Consider the following 22,597-nt stretch of genomic DNA (forward strand, 5'->3'; position numbering starts at 1 on the left):
GAACCCCGTGATTCCTCCATCGGCAACGGGAGTCGCCTTCTGGAGATCACCGCGGAGGAAAAACGGCTCGTTCGGGCGAAGCGCGCACCGGCGCCGGTTTCGCCGACGCCAGCGGTGGTTTCCGGCTCGTGCGGGCTTCCCTTCACGGTCACCGCTCACCCTTCGCGTGGTTCGATTCGGATCAGCTGACAGAACTTCGCTTGAGCAAGCGAGTATAGCCGATTTTCGAGTCGGGGATAAACCTTTTCTGTGCGGTCCGTCACACCGAAAACGGTGGTGATCGGAGTTGTCGTTCACGTGATCGATCGAATTGTCCATCCGAGGAATTCCTTCTTTCGGATCCTCGTTTTGTCGACAAATCACGCTCGTGGCGGGGCGGCTGCCGCGGGCGCGGCCGAGGTGATCACGTGGGCCCCGCGGTGCGGACGTGTTCCGGGCGAGGCCGCTCGCGGTCGATCGCCACGAGCACGTTGCGCTCGATCGATGGCGGAACGAACGGTCGAGGAATTCTGGGGAACAGGAGCGCGGGAATCGTCGCGTCCCAAACTTGGTCTCTCCGGTGTTCGGATAACACTGTGGTGGCCATTGTCAATCCGGCGCCCGGGTGACGTTCGGATGTATGGTGAAGTCATTCGGGTGTGTGGTGCTCGTTTGCTCTTTTTGGAGCGTGCGTGACCATCCACAGGAGCAAGGAGGACCGTGATTAGGGCGCGTCTCATTTGGGAATGTTCTTGTAGCAGGTCAGTGCTGCGGTGAGGGTGAGGAATCCGGTGAAGTTGGCGGCTTTGCGTTCCCAGCGAATGGCCGGGCGGCGGTAGTTCAGCAGCCAGGAGAAGCTGCGTTCAACGCGCCAGCGGTAGCGTCCGAGCTTGGCGCTGGATTCGACGCCGGTGCGGGCGATGCGGGGCACGATGTTCCGGGTGCGCAGCCAGCGGCGTAGGTCGTCGTAGTCGTAGCCTGTGTCGGCGTGCAGCTTGCCGGGCCGGCGGCGTCGTGGTCCGCGAGGCGAACGCACGTCCGGGATCGCGTGCACAAGAGGCTTGAGGGCGTTCCTGTCGTGGGTGTTGGCCCCGGAGACCGCCACCGACAGCGGCAGTCCGTTCGCCTCGGTCAGGATGTGCAGTTTCGACCCGGTTTTGCCTCGGTCGACCGGGTTGGGTCCGGTGGCAGATCCCCCCTTTTCGCGCGAACTCCGGCCCCGTCGATGATCGCTCGGGCCCAGTCGAGCTCGCCCTCGGCGCCGAGCTTGTCGAGGACGCCCGGTGCAGCCGTCGCCATACCCCGGCCTGGGTCCATTCCTGGAACCGGCGATGTGCTGTCGGCACGCTCACCCCGAACGACGGCGGGAGCTGCCGCCATGAACACTCGCTGGTCAGCACGAACACGATCGCCGTAAGCACCGCACGGTCACCGGCCCTGCGACGCCCGCCCCCTTGCCGACGGACCCCATGTTCCGGCAGCAGCGGTGCTGCAATGGCCCACAACTCATCCGGCACCAACCGACGCGCCAGATCATCCACGAATGATCACCATGCCAGTACCGTCACATCACCTATCAAGACACCCTCTAAGCGATCACCACTCGAATTCCAAGCCGAAGAGACATCCCATAGTAGCCACGACAGCAGTACTCCACCTATTTTATCAAATTGATATGTGAAATTAGACTCGCCTAAATGGTGGTGTTGACCTAATTGCGTTTCGGGATGATGGGCACGTCCGTTGATCACTCTGGAGAGCAGCTCCGGAGGGATGCCCGTTGGCCCCTGTCCTGCGAGGGCAGTGGAAGTAATACTGGGGATTTTCAGCAGAAGGGAAGTATCTGTGCTGCGCAATTAATTCGTTGCGGTCTTGCCGTGTGCGCGGCGGTCACCATGGGGTTGGGTGTCCAGGCACCATCCTCAGCTGTCGAGTCGGACACAGTCACGTCCGAGCCAGGACTGGCTAAGTTCGAAGGAAAGACCATCGACCTCAGCGAGGGCTGGGGAGAAGCCCGCTCCTGTGTTGTTCACTCGCCGGAGCAAGTCAAGTGTTACCGTACGCGCGAGCAGGCCGACAAGGTGTTGGGCTATGATCCCACGCAGGATCCAAAGGTAGCTGCTAGTGCTTACAAAGCCAGTGCGGCATCAGTACCCTCCTGCCCTAAAGCATGGATCTGTCTCTACAAGGATGCTGGTGGCGAGGGAAGACGTCTCCAATTTAACGACGAGTATTGGCACAGTCTCAGCGCTTATGGATTCGCTCACGAGACTTCCTCTTGGAGAAATATCCAGGACGGTAATTGGCTGTGCAACGACCGAGGCGTACTCGGAAACGGAAATGGAGGCGCCTATTATATGGATGACTGCGCCTACGCCAATCAATTGGGAAAATACAATGATTGGGCCGTGGATGTTCATGGCTGAACCGAGATAGCGAAATCGGGAGGATTTCCTCATTGCAAGGAAATCCTCCCCCTCCTATTTATTTCTAACTCTGCGTGGTGAATTTCTTTGTCAGGTAGGTTTCGTAGGAGGTGACGGCGGGGATTTTCACGTTGAGTTTGCCTGCCGTGGTGGTCAACATCGTTTCGTGGCCCAGGAAGCGTCCGTTGGTCGGATCGATGATGACGGTGTACTGGGTGGGTAGTCCACTGTCGTCGGATTCCAGGGAGAACGCCTGTCCGGGGCGTCCCGCTCGGTCCCGGGTGGTGCCGGTGTAGTGCATGCCGGGTAGTTCGGCGAGCACGCGTAGTATGGTGGCGCGTTCCTGCGGCAGCAGTACCCGGTTTCGCAGCAGGTCGGTCACGGCGGTCAGCGTGCGCAGGGGTTCCGGCTGGCCGGAGGGGTGCTGGTGCAGCCACTGTCGCAACTCGTCGGCACCGGTCGGGGGGCGACCGTCCGCGAAGAGGTCGCGCTCACCGGGCGCCCATTGGTCGGTGCGTGTGTCGGTGGACGTATCCGAGGACCATTGCCGACGGTCTTGCTGCGACTGGAATTGCGGGGTGCCCGGAGTGACCGTGCTTCGCCCGGAACCGTCCGGTTTGCGCCAGGATTCCCGCATCTGCGGCTGGACCACCGAGACGGTGTTGTCATTGCCGATCTGGCTGTTCAGGTACCAGCTCTTCATTTCGATGTGCTCGGTGTGCCCGGTCGCGCGCGTGGGCACCTCGGATGCCGCGGCCCGCTGTGCGATCCGGCGCAGCTTCGCCGCAGCGGACTGGTCTTGCTGCGGAGCCACGATGGTCAACGGCTCCGGAGTGGCCGCGTAACTCCGCGAGGGACTCGGTCCGGAGGAGGACCACATCACACCGCTGCCCAGAAGCACCACCGCCGTGGCTCCGGCCAGCACCACCCGGCGCCGGGACTGCCCGCGCGATGGGCGCGGCCGCACTGCGGACTGCTCGTCATCGGAGCTCGTCAAGGGTCCTGGTTCCGGTGGCACCCCAGTTGCGCGCTCGTCCTGACGCATCGGGTCCAACGGCTGGATCACATCACGAATCTGCTGTTCGGCACGCCTCATCGGTTCGCTCCTTCCGCTGCGGACGCTGTGACGCTCGGCTCTGCCGGTCGGGTGTGCTCGGGACCGTGCAGACTTTTGAACAGGCGACGCCGCGCGCGACGGACGCGCATCGCGGCCGTGGTGCGAGCGCAGCCGAGCACGGTGGCGATCTCAGCAGTGCTGAGGTTTTCCCACGCCACGAGCCGCAGGATTTCTCGGTCGTTCTCGCGGAGCCGGTCGAACGCCGCCGCAGCCGCCACCCGGTCGGTGACCGCCTCGGCATGGTCACCGTTGCGGTGCTCCGGTTGCGAGGCGACGTGTTCGGCCAGGTCCTGCGCCCTACGGGCACGCCGGAACTCGTTGGCCAGTACTCGTCGGGCTATCCCGTACAACCACGGCAGCACGCGCTCCTCCGCGGGCATGTCGGCCAACCGGCGCCACGCCACGACGAAGACTTCGGCCGCGACGTCCTCGACCTCGTCCTCAGCCAAACGCCTGCCGACGAACCGCCGGACATCGCCGTAGTGACGACGGTAGATGCGACCGAAGTAGGTCTGTCCGTCAGCCATCCCGCTCCCTTCCCCTCACATCCATGCTTGTGTCCGGCACCCGACCTGCTGTCACACTCGAGTTCAAAGGAAAGAAGCAACGTATCTCACAGGGGACTGTGGGATCTGCATCTTGACAGAACCATTGGATCAGAGCTCACTGCAGTGCTCCCGTCCCACTGCTGCTCCGCAGCCCAACAAAGCCGACCGATAACACGCAAGCTCTACCCCTGTAACTAGAAGCGGCTAGTGGACAACTACGACTAGATGTCCAGCTTAGGAACCAGCCCAGTCATGTTTATGACATGACGCGTGAAATGAACCTGTAGGAATCGAATACCACTCACGCAGCCATAGCTCCCCACAAAACAACGAATATTATGCAGGTGTGGTGATTAGTGGGGATAGACACAAGAAGCAACGGTCTTTCCGGCATCATGCTTTTCGGTCAAGAACAAGCAGTGCGCCAAGGAAAGACCGTTGCGTTACAAGGATACCACAGGTTTGAGTGAGGACCAGCTTCGTTGGTTGGCTGAGCGGATCAGCGAGTTGATTCGATGGGACCCGAGCAACACGTTGTCGGTGTTCATGGCCCTGGTGGTGACATTGGAGTCCTATCGGACGAATCTGACCCAGAAACAACTGGCTGTGTTCCGGAATACGAGCCAGTCGACGATTTCACGTGTGGTGCGCCGGATCGATCCCGTCCTGGCCGACACGTTGAACGAGGTACACGCCCCGCTCGAAGAGTTCCACGGACGAGTCACCCATTGTGGATGGCGTACTCATCCCCACCGGGGACCACCGTGACCAGCATGGTATCTACTCGGGGAAACATCGACGTTACGGCGTGCGCCTGCAGCTGACCACCGATCTCCGAGGGAATCTTCTCGCGTGTTCGGAGATCTTTCCCGGCGCCACCCATGACCTCACGGTGTTTCGGAATTCATCACTGCACGAGACGCTGAATCATGCCAACACCATCGGCGATCTCGGTTATCTGGGAAGTACTGTCACCCAACCCAACAAAACACCGAAAAACGGAAAAATCGACCTCGCCAGAGAAAAAACCAACACGACGATAGTTTTCCTACGCTACCCGATCGAACGCGTCATCGCCCACCTGAAAAACTGGAACATCCTGTCCAGCTGATACCGCCGCTCACTCGTTCATCTTCAACGAATAGTCCACATCATCACCGGGCTCCGGCGACTCCAAGAGACCCGGTAAACAGTTCAATGCATAACCTTCACTGTTTGTCCTGACTGGATCAATCCCACAAATCCTGAAGCGGCTTCGGTGGCTAATAGCAACAGCGGGTTGGGCAGCACTGGAACACGTTTTGTAGCATATGAGGATAAATATCCTACCGAGGTGACGGGTGATCGTATCGGCACTGGATCCGCGTCGGACGGATTCAATAAAAATCTTGGTTCGGAAAAGATCTACTTCGTCGATCTGATGCGCACATGGGCTCTGAGTATCGCGGAGAACCTCGTCGACAGGGTCGAGTGCGAGTATCGGCGTCGGATAGAGTGGTGGGACGGTGCCGATGCGGCACCCAAATTCCACGTCGTCGTGGAGTGCTGGGTGGCCGCTGACTGTGCTATCTACCTACGCTACCGGCACTACAGAAGTAGGATCGGCGTGCGGATAGCCGATCTCGACCTGGACAGGGTCACTGGCACGCGGTTGGATCTCTCCAGGAGAGATGATCTCCTGGGGTCCTCCGTTGGATTCGCCAACAACCTTTATGGCACGGTGCTGGAGTCCGGACCCCTCTCGCGGAGGAACGGGAATGGACGGATTCCTTGGGATACGAGTGGTGGGGCGATCCCACGCCGCCGCAGGGATGGAACCGGGCGATCCATGATACGCCCCGACTGGAGACGATTTCGGTTCGCTGAGCAATCAGCGCGAGGCGCTCAGCCGTAGCGGTCGCCATCGAGAAGAACGGCGAGTCGTGTGGAAATCTTCCGTTTGTCGTTGTCCGCGTCAAAGTCTGTGATAATCGGCCGACATGCACGCATTGCTTCCGGTGGGAAACAGGATGAACGACCGGGAAATCCGGTCGATCAGAGCCACCGGATATTTAGCCGTCCGGACCCGCCGTCTTCGATGATTTCGAACACGAAGACGTCTGCGGACATGCCCAGCCGCATACTCAGGGAGTGTCCACGCGCCGTGGCAGGACCGTTCGAGGACGGGCTTTGTGCTTCCCTCGGGAGATTTATTCCCGGATCGCTTCCATCCGGCTCCGAGGGGGCGTGATGGGCGCGATTACTCATCGGTGCGCGGATGGGACTTGGGTGGAAGTCCTGCTGATGTGGCTCGTGAGAGCTCATTTCGGAGGACGCCGCCGACAGCACTGACCACGGCAGCCGCCCGGGAGGCCCGTAGTCGGCTACCTCGGCACAGCCGTTTCGTGGAGTTCCCCGGAGCTGTTCCGTGCCGGTGGTGCCCAGTTATAGGCAAAATTGGGAAACCCCACCGCCCCTGGGGATCCCATCGCACCCCTGTGGACGACTCCCAATTATAGGCAAAACTGGGAACGTCCGGGGGTGAACCGTTCCGCCGCTGCGGCCACCAACGGCCCCAGATCACCTTCCTCCGGCAGCTCCGCGAGCGGCCACCAGCGCAGATCCTTCGACTCCGCGCTGCGCCTGGGCACCGCACCGTCCGGGGCGCGCACCAGGAAGCGCACGTCGAAGTGCCTGGTGGGGCGGCCGAGCGAGCAGGTGACCGGATGCACGTCCAGATGCACCGGCTCCGGATCGATGCTCAGCCCCTCGACCCCGGACTCCTCGCCGGCCTCGCGCAGCGCGGCCCCGGCGAGGCTCTCGTCGGAGGGTTCACAGTGTCCACCCAGCTGCAGCCAGCGCCCCACCCGCGGGTGCAGGGTCAGCAGCGCGTGTGAGCCCGTGTGGTCCAGCACCAGGACCGAGGCGGTCACGTGTCCCGGCTCGCACTCGCGCAGGCAGCTGTCCGCACGTGCCCGCAGCAGCGTCAGGAAGGCGTGCCGCAGCGCCTCCTGGCCCGGATCGTCGCCGGTTCCGGGCCATTCCTCCAGAGTTCGCAGTGCGTCCTCGTGCGGCCCGTTCACAGCTCCACCAGCCCGCTCTCCGGATCACGCGGCTGCCGCGGCCCGCCCGCGGGTTCGGCCGGGTGCCCGAGCGCCACCGCGCCGAGCGGCTCCCACGTCGCGGGCAGCTCCAGCGTCGCCCGCACCACCTCGGGGCAGAACAGCGTGGAGGAGACCCAGCAGGACCCGAGCTCCTCCGCGGCCAGCGCGACCAGCAGGTTCTGCACGGCTGCCCCGCCCGCGACCACGAACATCGAGCGCTCCGCGTCCGCCCTGCGCTCGTCCGGGTAGTCGTGCGCCCCGTCCCTGATCAGGAACGGCACCACCATCTCGGGGGCCTCGTAGAGCAGGTCCCCGCGCGCGACCCTGCGCTGCGCCCCGTTCCCGGAAACCCCGTCGGCACGCAGATCGTCTAGCCACGCGGTGCGCATCGCGTCCAGCAGCTTCCTGCGCAGCCCGCGATCCCGCAGCCACACGAAACGCACCGGCCTGGTGTGGTGCGGAGCGGGAGCCGTCAACGCGGCTCCCACGGCCCTGCGCACGGCCTCCGAGTCCACCGGATCGTCCGCGAACTCGCGCACCGAGCGACGCAGCAGCACGGCCTCGCCGCGCCCCTGCGCGACGGCCTCGGCCGTGCCCAGCCGGAACAGGTCCTCGTCCACGGTGCGGACCAGGTCGCCCGCCCTGGAGCCGTCGTCCCGCTCGTCGAGCCCGCGCACCACGGCGACCGGTACTCTGCCGAGCTTGCCCTTGACCAGATCGGCGGCCCCCGCGACCTCGTCCGCCACGGCCACCTCGGTGACCTCCAGCGCGTTGCCGAGCGAGTCGGTGGTGCCCGCGTACCGGTGCAGCACCGAAAGACCGGCCGAACCGATCGCGACGTCGGTCTGACCGAGCCGCCAGGCACGCCCCATGGTGTCGGTGATCACCACGGCCACGTTCACCCCCAGCCGCTCCGCCAGCTCCCCGCGCAGCCGCTCGGCGCTGGCGTCCGGATCGCGGGGCAGCAACGCGATCTCGTCGGTGGCGACGTTGGAGGCGTCCACCCCGGAAGCGGCCTGCACGATCCCGAGCTTGTTCTGCGTGATCAGCGTCCGGCCGCGTCGGGCCAGCACGTGGTCCGCCTCGGAGAGCACCAGCTCGCGGCGCAGCGCGTCCCGCTGCTCGGGATCGTGCGGTGCCCGTACGATCCTGCCCTCGACCTTGGAGAGCACCTTGCTGGTGACCACCACGGCGTCGCCGTCGCGCAGCCAGGGCACGTTCGCGGCCAGCGCCCCCGCGAGGTCGTCCCCCTCGGAGAACTCGGGCAGCCCGTCGACCGCGTGCAGCTCCAGCCCATCGTTCGCGGCGTGATCGTTCACCCTGCCACCTCCGGTACCGTCACCCCTCCGATCTCGAAGGCGGCGCGCGCCATCTCGGCGCTGGCGGACACGTCCGACATGATCAGCGGAACGGAACGGGTCGCCACCCCGGGAATCTGGGCGGTGTCCTCGCTGTCCACCAGCCAGGCGTCCAGGACGCCCTCGTTCGAGGTGGAACGGGAGCCGTAGTGCTGCCCGACGGCCTGGGCCGTGCTGTCCACCCCGATGGCCCGCAGGCAGGCGTCCGCCATTCCGCGCACCGCCCGGCCGCCGACGATGGGCGACAGCCCCACCACGGGGGCCGCAGTCTCCCGCAGCGCCTCGCGCACTCCGGGGACGGCGAGCATGGTGCCGATGCTGACCACGGGGTTGGAGGGGGCGAGCAGCACGATGTCGGCCCCGGAGACCGCGTCCAGCGTTTCCCGCAGCGCGGTGGCCTCCTCCGCGCCGACCGGCACGATCGCGTTGGCCTCCGGCCCGGCCCCGTGGCGGACCCACCACTCCTGGAAGTGCACGGCCTTGGGGCCCGCTCCCCGCGGGTCCTCGATGGCCACGTGGGTCTCGACCCTGTCGTCGGTGACGGGCAGCAGGTTCACCCCGGGGCGCCAGCGGTCGCACAGCGCCTCGGTGATCGCCGAGAGCGGATATCCCGCGCGCAGCATCCTGGTGCGAACCAGGTGCGTGGCGATGTCCCGGTCCCCGAGGCCGAACCAGTTCGGTTCCGCGCCGTAGGCGGACAGCTCCTCGGAGACCGACCAGGTCTCGGACTCGCGTCCCCAGCCCTTGGCCGTGTCGATGCCGCCGCCGAGGGTGTACATGCAGGTGTCCAGATCGGGGCACACCCGCAGGCCGTGCATCCAGACGTCGTCGGCGATGTTGACGACAGCGGAGATCTCGTGCGGTGATTCTTGCTCGGGCTCGCCGATCGCGGGCATCCCGAGAGCCTCCTTGACTCCCAGCAGGAATTGCGCGCCACCGACTCCGCCGACCAGTACTGCGACCTTCACGGCGGGAATCCTCCCACGCCCGCGCGGGCCGGTGGTGCGCAACCGGGTGAGATCACCGGTGTCACTCCCAGAAGCGGAACACGGAGTCGCCCAGACCTGCGAGCTCGGCCGTGCCGCCGACCGCGTCGAACAGGCCGAATGCCACGTTGAAGAACACGTAGCCGGCCCCGGGGATGACGAACAGGATCAGGATGATCCCCAGCGGGGCCCAGGGGCGGGCCTTCTCGCCGAGCTCGCGCGCCCGGAACGACAGCCAGGGCTCTATGGCGCCGTACCCGTCCAGCCCCGGAACGGGGAGGATGTTGAGCACGAAGGCGATCACCTGCAGGAAGGCCAGGTACGACAGCCCCGCGCCGAGCACGGGCGGCATGGTGATGGTGGCGATCGAAGCGGTCAGCCCGATCCCGATCAGCAGGTTCGTCAGCGGCCCGGCGAGGGAGACGGTCGCTTCGTCCTTTTTGGACCGCAGTGCCGTGTGGTTGATCCACACAGCCCCACCCGGAAGAGGGATACCACCGATCAACACGAACAGGATCGGAAGCAGCAGGCTGACCACGGGGTCGGTGTAGTGGCGCGGGTCGAGGGTGAGGTAGCCCTTGGCGCGCACCGAGTGGTCTCCTCCGCGGAAAGCGGTGATCGCGTGTCCGAATTCGTGCAGGCACAGGGAGCTGGCCCAGCCGCCGAGCACGATCAGTACTACGCCGGTCGTGTAAAGGAAAGCACTGTTCATAGTGGCCAGAAATCCGCCTGCCACCGTGACGGCCAGCAAGGCCAGGAACAGGGGGCTTACGCGCATCGCGGTATTTCGCACCCCACCAGTCTCCCGTCCGCTCGCCGGGCGCGATCGAGGTGTCGGTGGTATTCCTAGATCCGGGATCTTGAAAGGTCGAATGGAGCAGTCCGATGGACGCATGGTGGCGGAGTGGTTCTGCTCCGTTGAGCTGTTGCCCGTTCCCCCTACGGAAGGTCTCCACTTGACCACTGGGAGGGACGCGGGTGTAATCACAACAGTGTTATTCAACCGCCCGAAGGGTTGATTGCCACTCCCGCCAGGTGTGGCAATGATCACCCGATCGGCGGTGCCGGGTGACGGGAGGCCCGGTAAGCGCACGGTCGGACGGCGCCTTGGTGGCGTGACCTCGGTGCTCCGTCCGGCGGCCGGAATTCACGGCCGAATACCGAACCGGTGGGAGCCGGTTCACCACGTCCCGCGCGTCCTGGGGAGGTCCGCGGGAACGGAATAACTGAACGGGGGAGGTTCACATGTTGCAGACCGAGCAAGGCCTCGCGGAGGGGGAAGAGGCTCGCATCGGCGAGCTCGACATTCTGGCCGGACTGATCGACTCCGAGGAAGATCAGGACTGGCAGGAGCGCGCCCTGTGCGCGCAAACCGATCCGGAGGCATTCTTTCCGGAAAAGGGCGGATCGACCCGCGAAGCGAAACGCATTTGCGCGGGCTGCGAAGTACGTTCGGAATGTCTCGAATACGCCCTGGAACACGACGAGAGGTTCGGCATTTGGGGCGGTCTTTCCGAACGGGAACGGCGTAGGCTCAAACGTCAGGCGGGGTGAGCTCCGCGCGGTTCCCGGTGCTCGAAAGCGCTTGGGTGAAGGCGGATCACCTTTTTCGCGCCCACGGAGTGGGAACGGGTACGGTCCGGAATTTCCTCTCCGCGACCGGTTCCACTCCGCGGACGGATCGGTGAGAGGTGATCCGCCTGCGGTACCGAGGTTCGACGGGCGGGGCACACGGCTCGTAGCCACAGGCGTGCCCCGCGGCGTTGTGCGGACCGTGGAACACCGTGCTGCTTCGGCGAAGCCGTGTGGGCCGGTTCGGTGAGCATTCTCTCCGTGAGCGCGTGCCGTCCACTACTGTCGTGCGGTGATCGGACCCCGGCACGCGGGAGGAGACGGTGGCCGAAATCCGCGCCGCTGCGCAGTCGACCAGCCGGCCACACCTGAGCACCGCACCGGTGCTGGCGGTACTGGTGTGCCGTCGAGACGTGGATCGGTTGCCGGACGTGCTGTCGGCACTGGAACAGTTGACGGTTCGTCCGCGCCACCTCCTGGCGGTGGTCCCGGAAACGGACGGGGAAAGCCGCGCGTGGCTGGAGAGCTCCGCCGACTCCGCCGCGCGGTCCGTGCCGGTGGACGGAGTGCTCACGGTCGGGGAGGGAACCGGATTCGGGGCCGCCGTCGGCCGCGCCCTGGAACACGCCCGCGAGCGCTGGGGTGATCCCGGCGGCTGGTTGTGGCCGCTGTACGACGACTCGATCCCCGAGCCCGAGTGCCTGGAGACCCTGCTCCGGGTGGCCGAGACGGATTCCGCGGCGGCGATGCTCGGGCCGCTGGGACTCGACTCGCGGGACCCCCGGCTGCTCGTCGAAGCCGGGCTGTCCATGGACACCTCGGGGCGAGTGCACACCGGTGTCGGGCAGTTCGGGCTCGATCCGGCTCTCGGGGCGGGAGCGGAGGACGCCGGGGCGGCACTCCAGGTTTCCGAGGTGCTGGCCGTTTCCGCGGCGGCGGCGTTGGTGCGGCGCGAGGTCTTCGAGGAACTGGACGGCTTCGACGAGTTCCTCTCCGAGCCCTGTGCCGATGTGGACCTGGGATGGCGGATCAACGCCGCGGGCCACCTCGTGCTGTGCGTGCCCCGGGCGCGGACGCGCCGCGCAGCGGGACCGCCCGCTCGCGGAAGGCTTCCGCCGGCGACGACGGCGGGGGGGACGAGCGGTTCCACCGTCAACCGCGCGGACGAGCTGCGCACCTACCTGGCCAACATCGGCCCCCGCTCCGGGGTCCTCGCGGTGCCGCGCCTGCTGCTGCTCGGGGGCCTCCGGCTGCTCGGGTACGCCGCGACGCGCAGGTTCGCGGAGGCGAGAGCGGAGGCGGCGGCCGCGTGGATGCTGCTGACGGGGCGGCTCGGAATCCGCTCCGCCGGGCGCACGCACGGCAGAAACCCGGTGAACCGGAGTTTTCGCGGGTTGCTGATCGGAAGGATCACCCGGATACGCATGGCCTGCCTCGCGGGTTACGCCCGGATCGTCCGGAACCGGGTTCGCCACGACACGCTGCTCGGTCTTCCGACGCGGGAGGAGCCCGCCCCGGTGGCACGCGGTTCCGGGGCGACTCCGCGCTACGGGCCGGACGCGTTGCCCGCGGGCGCTCTCGGCACCGTCGGGACCCGCAGACGTTCCGCGGCCGGGCTGCGCAGGCCGGACGAACCGGTCGTCGTCGCGGTTCCGGAGGACGCCGAGCGGGAGTCGCGAGACCCGCGGCCACGTCCCTCCCCTGGGCCGCGCGGAGGGACGGACAGCGGGGAGTCCGGGCAGCTGGTGCTGGTCCCGGTGAACCGGGGACGCGTGTTCCGCGAGCTGCTGCTCAATCCACCGATCTTGCTGGTGGTGGGGTTGGCGCTGTTCGCCCTGGCAGCGCACGGCCTGCTGGCGGACGGTCCCCGGATCGGGTTGAGTTTGCACGGCGGCAGGCTGCTTCCGGTCGCCGACCTGGAAACCACCTGGTCGAGCTATCTGGCAGCTTGGCACCCGGTGCACGGGGGGACAGCGGCGCAGGCCCCGCCCGCCCTGCTGGTGCTCGGGCTGCTGGGCGCGGTGCTGGCCCCGCTCGGCGGGCCGCCCGCCGCGCTCGCCCTGCTGGTGCTGTTGCAGCTTCCGCTCGCCGGGGCCGCGGCTTACCACGCCTGCGACGGACTCGCGGTTTCCCGCACGGCGCGCGCGCTGGCCGCGGCGGCTTACGCGCTGCTGCCCGTTGGGATGCTCGCGGCGGCCGAGGGGCGTCCCGGTGTCGTGGTCGCCCACGTCCTGCTCCCACCGCTGCTCGTCGGGGCCATGTCGCTGGTGGGGACCATCCCGGCGAGAACCCCGGCCCGGCCGAACTGGCTCGGTACGGCGTGCCGAACAGCGTTGGGCGCGGCGGTGCTGGCCGCCTTCGCCCCCGGGATGTACGTGCTGTTGCTCGTGCTCGCCGCGGTGGGGTTCTGCTGTCCCGCCTCCGTGCGCACCAGCTTGTTCCGCCGCACGGCGGGGTTCGCCTCGCTGGTGCTGCTACCGGTGGCCTGCCTGCTGCCCTGGCCCGCCGTTCTGTTCCGCGAGCCCGAGATCCTGGTGCACGGTTTGGGGGCCCCGGTGGTGGAAACACCGGCCGGGATCTCGCTGCTGTCCCTGAACGCGGTGAACACCGTGGCCGGGTGGTCGGGGGTGCTGGTGGTGTGCGCGGCCGTGATCGCCGTGCTGCGCACCCGGGACCGCGCGGTGCTCGGCGGGTTGCTCGTCGCGTTCGTCGGTTGGGGGGCGAGCCTGCTGGTCGGCCGGATCCCCTCGGCCCCGGCCTGGGGCGGGCCCGAAACGGTGGGCTGGCCGGGAGGGCCGCTGCTCCTCGTCGCGTGCGGTCTGCTGTGGACGACGTTGGCCGCGGTGGCGGTGGACCGCGCGGGGCGGCCGCCCGCGTCGTCGGTGCGGCGGCTGCTCACCGTTGCCACGGTGGCTTCCGTCGGACTGCTGGCGACCGGCTCGGCCTTCGCGGCGCAGTCCGGGCCGTTGCGGGTGACCGCGGGGTCCGCGGCGGGGGGCGAGTCGACGGGGGACGGGTACTGGTTGAGGCTTCGCCCCGGAGGACTCCCCCCGGAATTGACGCCGGACGGGCAGTCGCGGTTCGGCACCACGGCACTGGTGCCCGCGCCAGGTGCCACCGCCGCGCTCACGCGGATCGAAGAGGACCTGCTGGCCGACGGCGCGGACCGCGTCCGCTCCGGGGTGGCCGCCGCTGCCGCCCGTGGGGTGGGGCGGATCGCGGTTCCAGGGGGAGAGCGGGCGCGCCGGTTCGGCGAACTCGCCGGTGACCTCGTGGCGAGCTCGGGTGCCGCCCCGGACGGGGGAGCCGTCTTCCGCGTGCTGCTGCCGAACACGCCGGTGACGCTGCTCGGTCCGGCTCAGGCGAGCAACGCGCGGGAGGGAGGGCAGCCGCGGCCGCAGTCCCGCCCGATACGCGTCGGAGCGGATCTGCCGCACGTGACGGTGCGTTTCTCCAGGGGAGGGCCGGGTCGCGTGCTGTTGCTCGCCGCACAGCGGGAGTCGGGCTGGCGCGCGCGGATCGGCGGTGAGCCGGTGGGACTCGCGACCGGGTGGGGCGAGCAGGTCGCCGTTCCGCTGCCCGAGAACGCGGGGGAGGTCACCATCGGGTTCACCGGGGTGCCCAGGACCACCCTGCTCTCGTTGCAGGCCGCCGCGCTCCTGTTCACGCTGATCGGTGCCGCTCCCGGTCGGGTGCGGAGCGGGCGCGGTCCCGGGTGAGCCTCCCGCAGTGGGAAGTTCCGCCACGCAACCACCTACGCCAACCGACCCCGCCGAACTCTTACTGGTTGCCGCCGATGACTCCTGGATCCAGCCCCAGGTAGCTGGCGATCTGCTCCACGAGCACGTCGTGGAGCAGGTCCGTCAGGTCGGCGCCGTTCCGTGCGCGTGCTTCCAGTGGTCTCCGGTACAGCACGATCCGCGCCCGTGTCGGAAGGCCGCGGCGGTCCACGCCGGCGGGGACCAGCCGGGCGAGCGGCACGTTCGAGTCCACGACGACGTCGTCACCCCACACCACCGAGTCCGGCGAGGTGGCTTCGACTTGGGGAACCTCGTCCACGGCCACGTCCAGCTGGGTCAGTTCCGTCTGCCAGCGTTGTTCGATGGGGTCGAGCGCGTCGAGCACGAGCGCGTCGAAACGCTGGGACCTGCTTTTGGCCGCGGGTACGGAGGAGGGGTAGAGCGGTCCGCGCATTCCGCGACCACGTCGTTCCCGTCGTTTCCCGAGGCGTTGCCGAGTTTCCCGTGCGGTCACCACGCGACGAGGGTACGCCGTGCGCACGGTCTGCTGGCAATCGTGCCCGCACGCCCGGAGACGTGCCGTGTCCGGTCACGCACGTTCGGAACTCGTCCGTGCACGTGTTAACCCTTCGTGTCATACTTCACCCCATAGATGATCTTCGCAGTGCAACCGGGCGAGCGGCGGGGCCGCTGTCGCGCGTTCCGGTGCTTTGTGACCGGCTGTTCGGGGGAGTTTTCCGCGTGCCGTCGAGTGTTGGCGTGACAAGGGCGCTATGGTGCCAGGCGTGCGGAGCGTGAGGCGTTGCTCGCGAAGCGGGTGTACCTACCCGGCGGTAGCTACGCTGACCTATGCCTATGCGGATTCGACCGCCGTGGTCGGGCCGCTGGCAAGTTATGTCGAACCTCATAGCTATGATCTCTGCGAGGAGCATGCGATGCGGTTGACCGTCCCCAAGGGCTGGCACGTCGTGCGCCACGAGGGGGAGTTCTCCGCCGCGCAGCCCTCGGAGGACGATCTGACCGCCTTGGCCGAGGCGGTCCGGGAGGCGGGGCGTACCGACCCGTCGGCGACGGAGAACCCGGGAGTGCGCGGCGGGGGAAGCAGGCGTGGTCACCTGCGTGCGCTTCCCGATCCGGGCAAGGACTGACCCCTTGAGGGGCGCGTCCCGGTGGGCCGTCCGGTTCCGGCGTGGGATACCCCACTGAAACGTGGTGTGGATCACCGGGGCCCGTGGCTCGTCCGGGAGGTGCTTCGCCGGTCGCGCCGTCGGGATCGCTTCGATGTGCGGCCGAGTTCGTCGTTCTGCCCTGGTGTTTCCGTGCTCACGGAGCCGGGCTGCGGCTCCCGGGGCCATACGGACGAGCGGAACGGCCCTCGTTCTTGGCCGTCCGGCGGACACCACTTCCGCCACGATCGCCGGTAGGCTCGGCACGCAGGCAAGAGTGCCGTTACTACGGGGAGAGTGCAGCGTGCGGGACCTGTCGGGGATCGTCAAGGCGTACGACATCCGGGGTTTGGTGGGCGAAGAGCTGAACGCGGAAGTGGCCCGCGAGGTCGGCGCCGCGTTCACCAGACTGGTCGGCGGCCCCGCTGTGGTGGTCGGCCACGACATGCGGGAGTCCTCTCCCGAGCTGGCGGCCGCGTTCTCCGAGGGAGTGACAGGCCAGGGAATCGATGTCGTGCACATCGGCCTGGCCAGCACGGACATGCTGTACTTCGCCTCCGGGCACTTGGATCTTCCCGGCGCGATGTTCACGGCCAGTCACAATCCGCCCGAGTACAACGGGATCAAGTTGTGCCGGGCCGGGGCGGCACCGGTCGGCCAGGACAGCGGCCTGTCCGAGATCAAGGAGCTGGTCGGCCACGGGGTTCCCGAATTCCTGGGGGCGCAGGGCGCGGTCACGGAGCGGGGCATGCTCCGGGGATACGCGGACTTCCTGCGCGGGTTGGTCGATCTGACCTCCATCCGCCCGCTGCGGATCGCGGTGGACGCGGGCAACGGCATGGCGGGCCACACGGTCCCCAGCGTTCTGGACGGTCTTCCCGTCGAGCTGGTGCCCATGTACTTCGAACTCGACGGGACCTTCCCCAATCACGAGGCGAACCCGCTGGAACCGGAGAACCTCGTGGACCTGCGGGCCAAGGTCCGCGAGGTGGGGGCCGACGTGGGGCTCGCGTTCGACGGTGACGCCGATCGCTGCTTCGTGCTCGACGCGGAGGGCGCCCCCGTCGCGCCGAGCGCCATCACGGCGCTGATCGCCACCAGGGAGCTGAAGAGGGAACCGGGGGCCACGGTCATCCACAACCTGATCACCTCCAGGGGCGTTCCCGAGATGGTGCGCGAGAACGGCGGCAAACCGGTGCGCACCAGGGTCGGTCACTCCTTCATCAAGCAGACGATGGCCGAAACCGGTGCGATCTTCGGCGGGGAGCACTCTGCGCACTACTACTTCCGGGATTTCTGGCGTGCCGACTCGGGGATGCTCGCCGCCCTGCACGTGCTGGCCGCCCTGGGGGAGCAGCACAAGAGCCTGGCCGAACTGATGTCCGACTACTCCCGCTACGTGTCCTCGGGCGAGGTCAATTCGCGGGTGGACGACCAGACCACCCGGATGCGCGCGGTGATCGAGTCTTTCCGCGACCGCAACGGCGCTCGTATCGACGAGCTGGACGGGCTTACCGTGGAACTGGGGGACGGTTCGTGGTTCAATCTCCGTCCGTCCAACACCGAGCCGGTGCTGCGCCTGAACGTGGAGGCGGTCGATTCCGAGACGATGGCCGCCCTGCGCGACGAGGTGCTCGCGGTGCTGCGGGAGTAGTCACGGAAACGTGCTCGACGCTACCCGCATGGAGGCTCGTCCGGGACTTGCTTCGGTGGGATGGTGTTCATCCCATCGGTGTCGGCGCGTGAACATCCGGGAGGAATAGTGAGTATCGCGATGGATCCCGAACTGCGGGAGATCCTGGTTTGCCCCTGCCCGCGGAGCGCGCCGCTGCGGGACGGTCTGCCCGACCAACCCGAGGCCGACTACCTGACCTGCACGTCCTGCGGACGTTCCTTCCCCGTTCGGGACGGTGTTCCCGTGTTGTTGTTGCAGGAGGCGATCGGCGGTCCCGAGGAGGACACCACCTTCGACGGCCCTGGAAGGGGGTGACGGTGGTGCTGGACGACAGCATTCTGGACGATCAACAACGTTTGTTCGCGCTGGACACCGAGGGGCTGCTTCGCTCGGCCGCCCTGGCCGGGGCGCAGGTGCGCTCGGTGGCCAACTCGGCGAGCGAAGCCGGGCTGGACGAGTTCGTCACGGAGCGGCCGCGGGCTCTCGTGCTGTTGTCCCGAGCCGGCGTCGGCACCGCCGCGTGCAGGTCGCTGGCCGCGTTGCTCGGGCCTTCCTGCCCGGTTCCCGTGGTGGTCACCGAGGTGATCCCCTCCTGGGTCGGTCCGCTCGACGTGGTTTTCGCGTACGGAACCGACGGCGGCGACAAGGTCCTGGCGGAGTCCCTGGAGCTGGCCGGGCGCCGGGGTGCGAGCATCGTTCTCGCGGCTCCGGAGGAAGGACCGGTGGCCGCCTCCGTCGCGGGACGGGCCAGGTCCGTGCCGCCCCGGGTTCCGGTTCCGGAGGGGCTGGGGTTCGCGCACGTGTTCACGGCCGGGCTCCGCGTGTTCCAGGCGCTCGGGCTGTTGAGCGTCGACACCGAAGCGCTGGCCGACGCGCTGGACGAACAGGCCGCCGCCGCGCACCCGCGCAACGAGACCCCGGAGAACCCGGCCAAGAAGCTGGTCCTCCGGTTGGCCGACCGGGTTCCGCTGCTCTGGGGCGTGGACGAGCTTTCCACGGCTCTGGGCGAGCACGGTGCCTACGTGCTCGGTTGCTACGCCGGAGTTCCGTGCGACGTGAGCAGCTACGCGCAGGCGGTGAATCGTCGTTCGCTGCACGGCGCCGCTTCGGCGGTGGGGAGCGAGACCGATCTGTTCGCCGACCCGGAGGACACCACGGCCGCGCTGCGCGTGCTGCTGCTCACGGTACGGACCGATGAGCGTGCGCTGCTCACCGAGCGGATGGCCACGGGAGCGCTGCCCGGAGCCGATGTGCTCTCCCCTTCGGAAACACGGGAGCAGGATGCGATCCTGCGTTCGGCGCTCCTGGCGGTCGGTTTCGACATGGCGGCGGTGTACCTCGGGCTGGCCTCGGGGCTGCCGGAAGGGCACGGGCGGTCGATGGTCGCGGCACGCTGAAACGGCCCGCGCGAGTGGGCGCCGGGTTTTGTACGAAGTTCCTCCGGGGCGGCCCGTGGCGAACTCGGTGGACTCCCCGATGCGGGAGGCACGTGGTACCGGATGTCCTCCGGTGGTGAAGGGGGCGTGGCCGATGCGGGGAAACGCGGTTAGACGAGGAAGCGAGAAGGACAGTGGAGTTACTGCGCAACGCGGTACGCCCGTATGCATGGGGCTCTCGGACCGCGATCGCGGAGCTGCTCGGCCGTCCCGTACCCGCCCCCCATCCCGAGGCGGAGCTCTGGATGGGTGCCCACCCCGGGGATTCGTCGCGGTTGCTCTTCCGGGACGGATCTGAAGTCCCGCTGGTGCGGTTGCTGGACTCGGAACCCGGCCGGCAACTGGGGCAGGGCTGCACCGGGCGCTGGGGCAACAGGCTCCCCTTCCTGATGAAGGTGCTGGCCGCGGACGAACCGCTGAGCCTGCAGGCGCACCCGTCCTGGGAGCAGGCGGCCGAGGGATTCGCCCATGAGGAGGCGGAAGGCGTTCCGCGCAGCGCACCGGACCGCAACTACCCCGATCCGACGGCGAAGCCGGAACTGATCTGCGCGCTGACGGAGTTCCACGCGCTGGCGGGGTTCCGGGACGCTCATCGGACCGTTCGGCTGCTGCACGAGCTCGACGTCCCGAGCCTGCGGGCGCACACCCGGTTGCTCGCCGCGCAGCCGGACCGGGACGGGCTGCGGGCGCTGTTCACCACGTGGATCACTCTTCCCGAGGACACCCTCCGTGCGCTCGTGCCGGATCTGCTGCGGGCGTGCGCCGACCACGTGCGTTCCGGGGGCGAGTTCCTGCTGGAGTGCGAGACCGTGCTCGAGCTCGGGGAGTCCTACCCGAACGATGCGGGAGTCCTCGCGAGTCTGTTGCTGAACCGGCTGGTTCTGCGGCCCGGGGAGGCCATCTACCTGCCTCCGGGCAATCTGCACGCCTATCTGCGTGGCACCGGGGTGGAGATCCTGGCCAACTCGGACAACATTCTGCGCTGCGGGCTGACCCCCAAGCACGTCGACGTGGCCGAGCTGCTGAAGGTGCTCGACTTCGACAACGGGGACACCAGGGTGCTGACCGGAACGCGCCGCGGACGGCACCTGACCACCTACCAGACCGAGGCCGACGAATTCGAGCTGTCCAGAGCGGACTGGTCCCCCGGGGAGGGGGGCGGTGTGGCCCTGGACTCGTCCGGTCCGCAGATCCTGCTGTGCACCGAGGGCAGGGTGCGGCTCTCCCCGGTCGGCACGGGAAACGGAAACGGCAACGGTCACGGAAACGGCAACGGTGCCGGGGCGGGCACGACGGTGCGTGAGCTGGACCTCGCTCGTGGCGACTCGGTCTGGTTGGCCGCCTCCGACCCCTGTGTGATGGCGCACCCCCTGGGCTCGGCGACGGGAGCGCAGCTGTTCCGGGCCGCGACGGGAGCCGTCTGACTCCTGCCGGGCGCGGGCTCGTCCGGTGCGCTCCGCCCGGTGTGCGGAGGTGCCGTGCCCGCGACGCGTGCTGTGGCGCGTTTTCGCCGGGCAGCGGGGTTTCCGGTGAGACGGATCAGCCGGGACGGCCAACGCCCCCGTGAGTCCACATGTTGGTACACCGGTGCGGAGGACCTCCGCGATCACTCGTTCGTCTCGGCTGTACCGAACGGACACCTCGGCTCAAGTCCTCGACAAGCGGCGATATACCCTCCCCCGGAGTGCCGGGCAGCATGGTGCGGCGGAGTCCCGCCGTGAGTGGTGAAGGATCCGTTCTGCCCGAATACTGGGAAACGGGGGGTTCGTCGTCCGCGGCCCGCTCGGGTGTGGGACGGATCCTTCCACGGTCGGAAGCGCTTTCCACACGTACCGTTAGTGGATCGTGCTCCGGTTCGCCATGGACAAAGACTCCGTGACCGCTATTGTTCGGTGCCACCCGTAAGAGTGATGCGAGGAGGCAGGGGTGCCAGGAAGCGGATTATGGCGCACCAAGACGGTCGAACAATCGATCTTGGATACGGACGAGCCGGACACCAAGCTCCGGAAGAATCTCGGGACATGGGACCTGATCGTTTTCGGGGTTTCGGTGGTCATCGGTGCCGGGATCTTCACCATCGCGGCTCAGACCGCCGGTGATGTTTCCGGCCCCTCGGTGTCGTTGGCCTTCCTGCTGGCCGCGGTCGCCTGTGCGCTGGCCGCGCTGTGCTACGCGGAATTCGCGTCCACCGTTCCGGTGGCGGGAAGTGCCTACACCTACTCCTACGCGACGTTCGGTGAATTCCTGGCCTGGATCATCGGATGGGACCTGATCCTCGAGTTCTCCATAGCCGCCGCGGCGGTGGCCAAGGGATGGTCCTCCTACCTGCACCAGGTGCTGTCGAGCATCGGACTGTCGGTGGAGACGGCGGTCCCGCTCGGTCCGTTGCAGCTCGACTGGGGAGCGATGCTGCTGGTGGCCGTTCTGGTCGGTGTGCTGGTGACCGGTACCAAACTCTCCGCGCGGGTCAGCCTGGTCATAACCGCGATCAAGGTCTCGGTGGTTCTGTTCATCATCATCGCCGGGATCGCCTACATCAAACCGGACAACTACACCCCGTTCATTCCGCAGGCGCAGTCCGCCTCCGAAAGCGGTCCCGCACTCGAACAGTCCCTGCTGTCCCTGATCCTCGGCGGTGAGACCAGCAACTACGGGGTCTACGGCCTGCTCGCCGGGGCTTCACTGGTGTTCTTCGCGTTCATCGGTTTCGACATCGTCGCCACCACGGCGGAGGAGACGCGCGACCCGCAGCGGAACGCTCCACGGGGGATCCTCGGGTCGGTGGCGATAACCACCGGTCTCTACGTCGCGGTGGCGCTGGTGGTCACCGGTATGACGCACTACACCAAGCTCGCCACGGGCCCCGACGGGGAAAGCGCCACCCTCGCCACGGCGTTCCAGCTCAACGGGGTGAACTGGGCAGCCAGCCTCATCTCGGTGGGCGCGCTGATCGGCCTGACCACCGTGGTGATGGTCCTGCTCCTGGGGCAGACCAGGGTGCTGTTCGCCATGGCCAGGGACGGTCTGCTGCCGAGGGGGCTGGCCAAGACCGACGAACGAAGGGGAACGCCGGTGCGGACGACCGTGCTGGTCGGAGTGGTGGTGTTCCTCGCCGCGGGCTTCTTCCCGTTCAGCAGGCTGGCCGAGATGGTCAACGTGGGTACGCTGTTCGCGTTCAGCCTGGTCTCGATCGGGGTGATCGTGCTGCGCCGCAAGCGTCCCGATCTGCCCCGCGGTTTCCGCGCTCCGCTGGTGCCGTGGGTGCCCGTCCTCGCGGTGGTCGCCTGCCTGTGGTTGATGATCAACCTCACCGCGCTGACCTGGGTGCGCTTCGGGATCTGGATGCTCGCCGGAGTGGTCGTTTACTTCGCCTACAGCCGGAGCCACTCGGTGCTCGCGCAGCGTGAGCGCGCGGGCCTGTCGGAGGAGTGAGCGGTTCGTGCGGCACCGGGAACGACGAGTCCCGCGTGACCTCCGCCCCGGGAAGTCGTCCCGGGGCGGAGGTCACCTC

18 protein-coding genes and 1 pseudogene are annotated in these 22,597 nt (G+C 67.4%); 11 read left to right on the forward strand and 8 right to left on the reverse strand.

Annotated features, from left to right (window positions below; translation table 11 throughout):
* Positions 1 to 715: 715 nt before the first annotated feature.
* Positions 716 to 1,511, reverse strand: a pseudogene (locus tag FHR84_RS13310) (IS5 family transposase).
* 363 nt (positions 1,512 to 1,874) lie between these two features.
* Between FHR84_RS13310 and FHR84_RS23515 the strand changes: the two are divergent.
* Complete coding sequence (locus FHR84_RS23515; RefSeq protein WP_425489906.1) at positions 1,875 to 2,405, forward strand: peptidase inhibitor family I36 protein; 531 nt, start codon at positions 1,875 to 1,877, stop codon at positions 2,403 to 2,405.
* Between the two features lie 64 nt (positions 2,406 to 2,469).
* On the opposite strand, the gene FHR84_RS13320 is transcribed toward FHR84_RS23515, so the two are convergent.
* Together FHR84_RS13320 and FHR84_RS13325 are read right to left on the reverse strand one after the other, a co-directional pair.
* Complete coding sequence (locus FHR84_RS13320) at positions 2,470 to 3,501, reverse strand: CU044_5270 family protein (RefSeq protein WP_179535799.1); 1,032 nt, start codon at positions 3,499 to 3,501, stop codon at positions 2,470 to 2,472.
* Positions 3,498 to 4,049, reverse strand: coding sequence for an RNA polymerase sigma factor (locus FHR84_RS13325; RefSeq protein WP_179535800.1), 552 nt, complete (start codon positions 4,047 to 4,049; stop codon positions 3,498 to 3,500). The genes FHR84_RS13320 and FHR84_RS13325 overlap by 4 nt, the downstream gene beginning before the upstream one ends.
* Positions 4,050 to 4,508: 459 nt before the next feature.
* On the opposite strand from FHR84_RS13325, the gene FHR84_RS13330 reads away from it, so the two are divergent.
* Together FHR84_RS13330 and FHR84_RS13335 are read left to right on the forward strand one after the other, a co-directional pair.
* Positions 4,509 to 4,838, forward strand: coding sequence for a transposase family protein (locus FHR84_RS13330; protein WP_179535801.1), 330 nt, complete (start codon positions 4,509 to 4,511; stop codon positions 4,836 to 4,838).
* Entirely contained in the window at positions 4,801 to 5,181 is a 381-nt protein-coding gene (locus FHR84_RS13335) for a transposase family protein (RefSeq protein ID WP_179535802.1), read from the forward strand. Before FHR84_RS13330 ends, FHR84_RS13335 begins: the two co-directional genes overlap by 38 nt.
* A 1,381-nt stretch (positions 5,182 to 6,562) precedes the next feature.
* On the opposite strand, the gene FHR84_RS13340 is transcribed toward FHR84_RS13335, so the two are convergent.
* From FHR84_RS13340 to FHR84_RS13355, 4 genes are all read right to left on the reverse strand, one after another.
* Entirely contained in the window at positions 6,563 to 7,132 is a 570-nt protein-coding gene (locus FHR84_RS13340; RefSeq protein ID WP_179535803.1) for an NUDIX domain-containing protein, read from the reverse strand.
* Entirely contained in the window at positions 7,129 to 8,472 is a 1,344-nt protein-coding gene (locus tag FHR84_RS13345; protein ID WP_179535804.1) for a coenzyme F420-0:L-glutamate ligase, read from the reverse strand. Before FHR84_RS13345 ends, FHR84_RS13340 begins: the two co-directional genes overlap by 4 nt.
* On the reverse strand, positions 8,469 to 9,479 hold the full coding sequence (gene cofD / locus FHR84_RS13350) for a 2-phospho-L-lactate transferase (RefSeq protein ID WP_179535805.1): 1,011 nt from the start codon (positions 9,477 to 9,479) through the stop codon (positions 8,469 to 8,471). Before cofD ends, FHR84_RS13345 begins: the two co-directional genes overlap by 4 nt.
* Before the next feature lie 61 nt (positions 9,480 to 9,540).
* Complete coding sequence (locus FHR84_RS13355) at positions 9,541 to 10,275, reverse strand: site-2 protease family protein (RefSeq protein WP_179535806.1); 735 nt, start codon at positions 10,273 to 10,275, stop codon at positions 9,541 to 9,543.
* Between the two features lie 467 nt (positions 10,276 to 10,742).
* Between FHR84_RS13355 and FHR84_RS13360 the strand changes: the two genes are divergently transcribed.
* Together FHR84_RS13360 and FHR84_RS22940 are read left to right on the forward strand one after the other, a co-directional pair.
* On the forward strand, positions 10,743 to 11,051 hold the full coding sequence (locus tag FHR84_RS13360) for a WhiB family transcriptional regulator (RefSeq protein WP_246300514.1): 309 nt from the start codon (positions 10,743 to 10,745) through the stop codon (positions 11,049 to 11,051).
* Between the two features lie 341 nt (positions 11,052 to 11,392).
* Positions 11,393 to 14,788, forward strand: coding sequence for a glycosyltransferase (locus tag FHR84_RS22940; protein ID WP_179535807.1), 3,396 nt, complete (start codon positions 11,393 to 11,395; stop codon positions 14,786 to 14,788).
* 61 nt (positions 14,789 to 14,849) lie between these two features.
* On the opposite strand, the gene FHR84_RS13370 is transcribed toward FHR84_RS22940, so the two are convergent.
* Positions 14,850 to 15,326 (reverse strand): metallopeptidase family protein, encoded by a 477-nt coding sequence (locus FHR84_RS13370; protein WP_179535808.1) that lies wholly within the window; start codon positions 15,324 to 15,326, stop codon positions 14,850 to 14,852.
* A 268-nt stretch (positions 15,327 to 15,594) separates the two neighbouring features.
* Here FHR84_RS13370 and FHR84_RS13375 point away from each other — a divergent pair, with 268 nt between their 5' ends.
* From FHR84_RS13375 to FHR84_RS13400, 6 genes are all read left to right on the forward strand, one after another.
* Complete coding sequence (locus FHR84_RS13375) at positions 15,595 to 15,957, forward strand: DUF3499 domain-containing protein (RefSeq protein WP_343075269.1); 363 nt, start codon at positions 15,595 to 15,597, stop codon at positions 15,955 to 15,957.
* 322 nt (positions 15,958 to 16,279) lie between these two features.
* Positions 16,280 to 17,629: a phosphomannomutase/phosphoglucomutase gene (locus tag FHR84_RS13380; protein ID WP_179535810.1), complete on the forward strand. Its 1,350-nt coding sequence runs from the start codon at positions 16,280 to 16,282 to the stop codon at positions 17,627 to 17,629.
* Positions 17,630 to 17,737: 108 nt separating this feature from the next.
* Entirely contained in the window at positions 17,738 to 17,965 is a 228-nt protein-coding gene (locus tag FHR84_RS13385; protein WP_179535811.1) for a Trm112 family protein, read from the forward strand.
* A 5-nt stretch (positions 17,966 to 17,970) separates the two neighbouring features.
* A complete protein-coding gene (locus FHR84_RS13390) occupies positions 17,971 to 19,047 on the forward strand; it encodes a hypothetical protein (protein WP_343075270.1) in 1,077 nt (358 codons plus the stop codon).
* A gap of 173 nt (positions 19,048 to 19,220) precedes the next feature.
* Positions 19,221 to 20,510: a mannose-6-phosphate isomerase, class I gene (gene manA, locus FHR84_RS13395; protein ID WP_179535813.1), complete on the forward strand. Its 1,290-nt coding sequence runs from the start codon at positions 19,221 to 19,223 to the stop codon at positions 20,508 to 20,510.
* 502 nt (positions 20,511 to 21,012) lie between these two features.
* Entirely contained in the window at positions 21,013 to 22,518 is a 1,506-nt protein-coding gene (locus tag FHR84_RS13400; protein WP_179535814.1) for an amino acid permease, read from the forward strand.
* The last annotated feature ends 79 nt before the right edge of the window (positions 22,519 to 22,597 follow it).

Origin of the sequence: Actinopolyspora biskrensis (assembly GCF_013408175.1) — a bacterium.
In the GTDB taxonomy this organism is placed as follows: domain Bacteria; phylum Actinomycetota; class Actinomycetes; order Mycobacteriales; family Pseudonocardiaceae; genus Actinopolyspora; species Actinopolyspora biskrensis.

What these genes read in the sequence shown, in the direction of transcription:
- FHR84_RS13320 (WP_179535799.1), bottom strand. Translation starts at nt 3,501, where the DNA reads ATGAGGCGTGCCGAACAGCAGATTCGTGATGTGATCCAGCCGTTGGAC.
- FHR84_RS23515 (WP_425489906.1), top strand. Translation starts at nt 1,875, where the DNA reads ATGGGGTTGGGTGTCCAGGCACCATCCTCAGCTGTCGAGTCGGACACA.
- FHR84_RS13360 (WP_246300514.1), top strand. Translation starts at nt 10,743, where the DNA reads ATGTTGCAGACCGAGCAAGGCCTCGCGGAGGGGGAAGAGGCTCGCATC.
- FHR84_RS13355 (WP_179535806.1), bottom strand. Translation starts at nt 10,275, where the DNA reads ATGCGCGTAAGCCCCCTGTTCCTGGCCTTGCTGGCCGTCACGGTGGCA.
- FHR84_RS13325 (WP_179535800.1), bottom strand. Translation starts at nt 4,049, where the DNA reads ATGGCTGACGGACAGACCTACTTCGGTCGCATCTACCGTCGTCACTAC.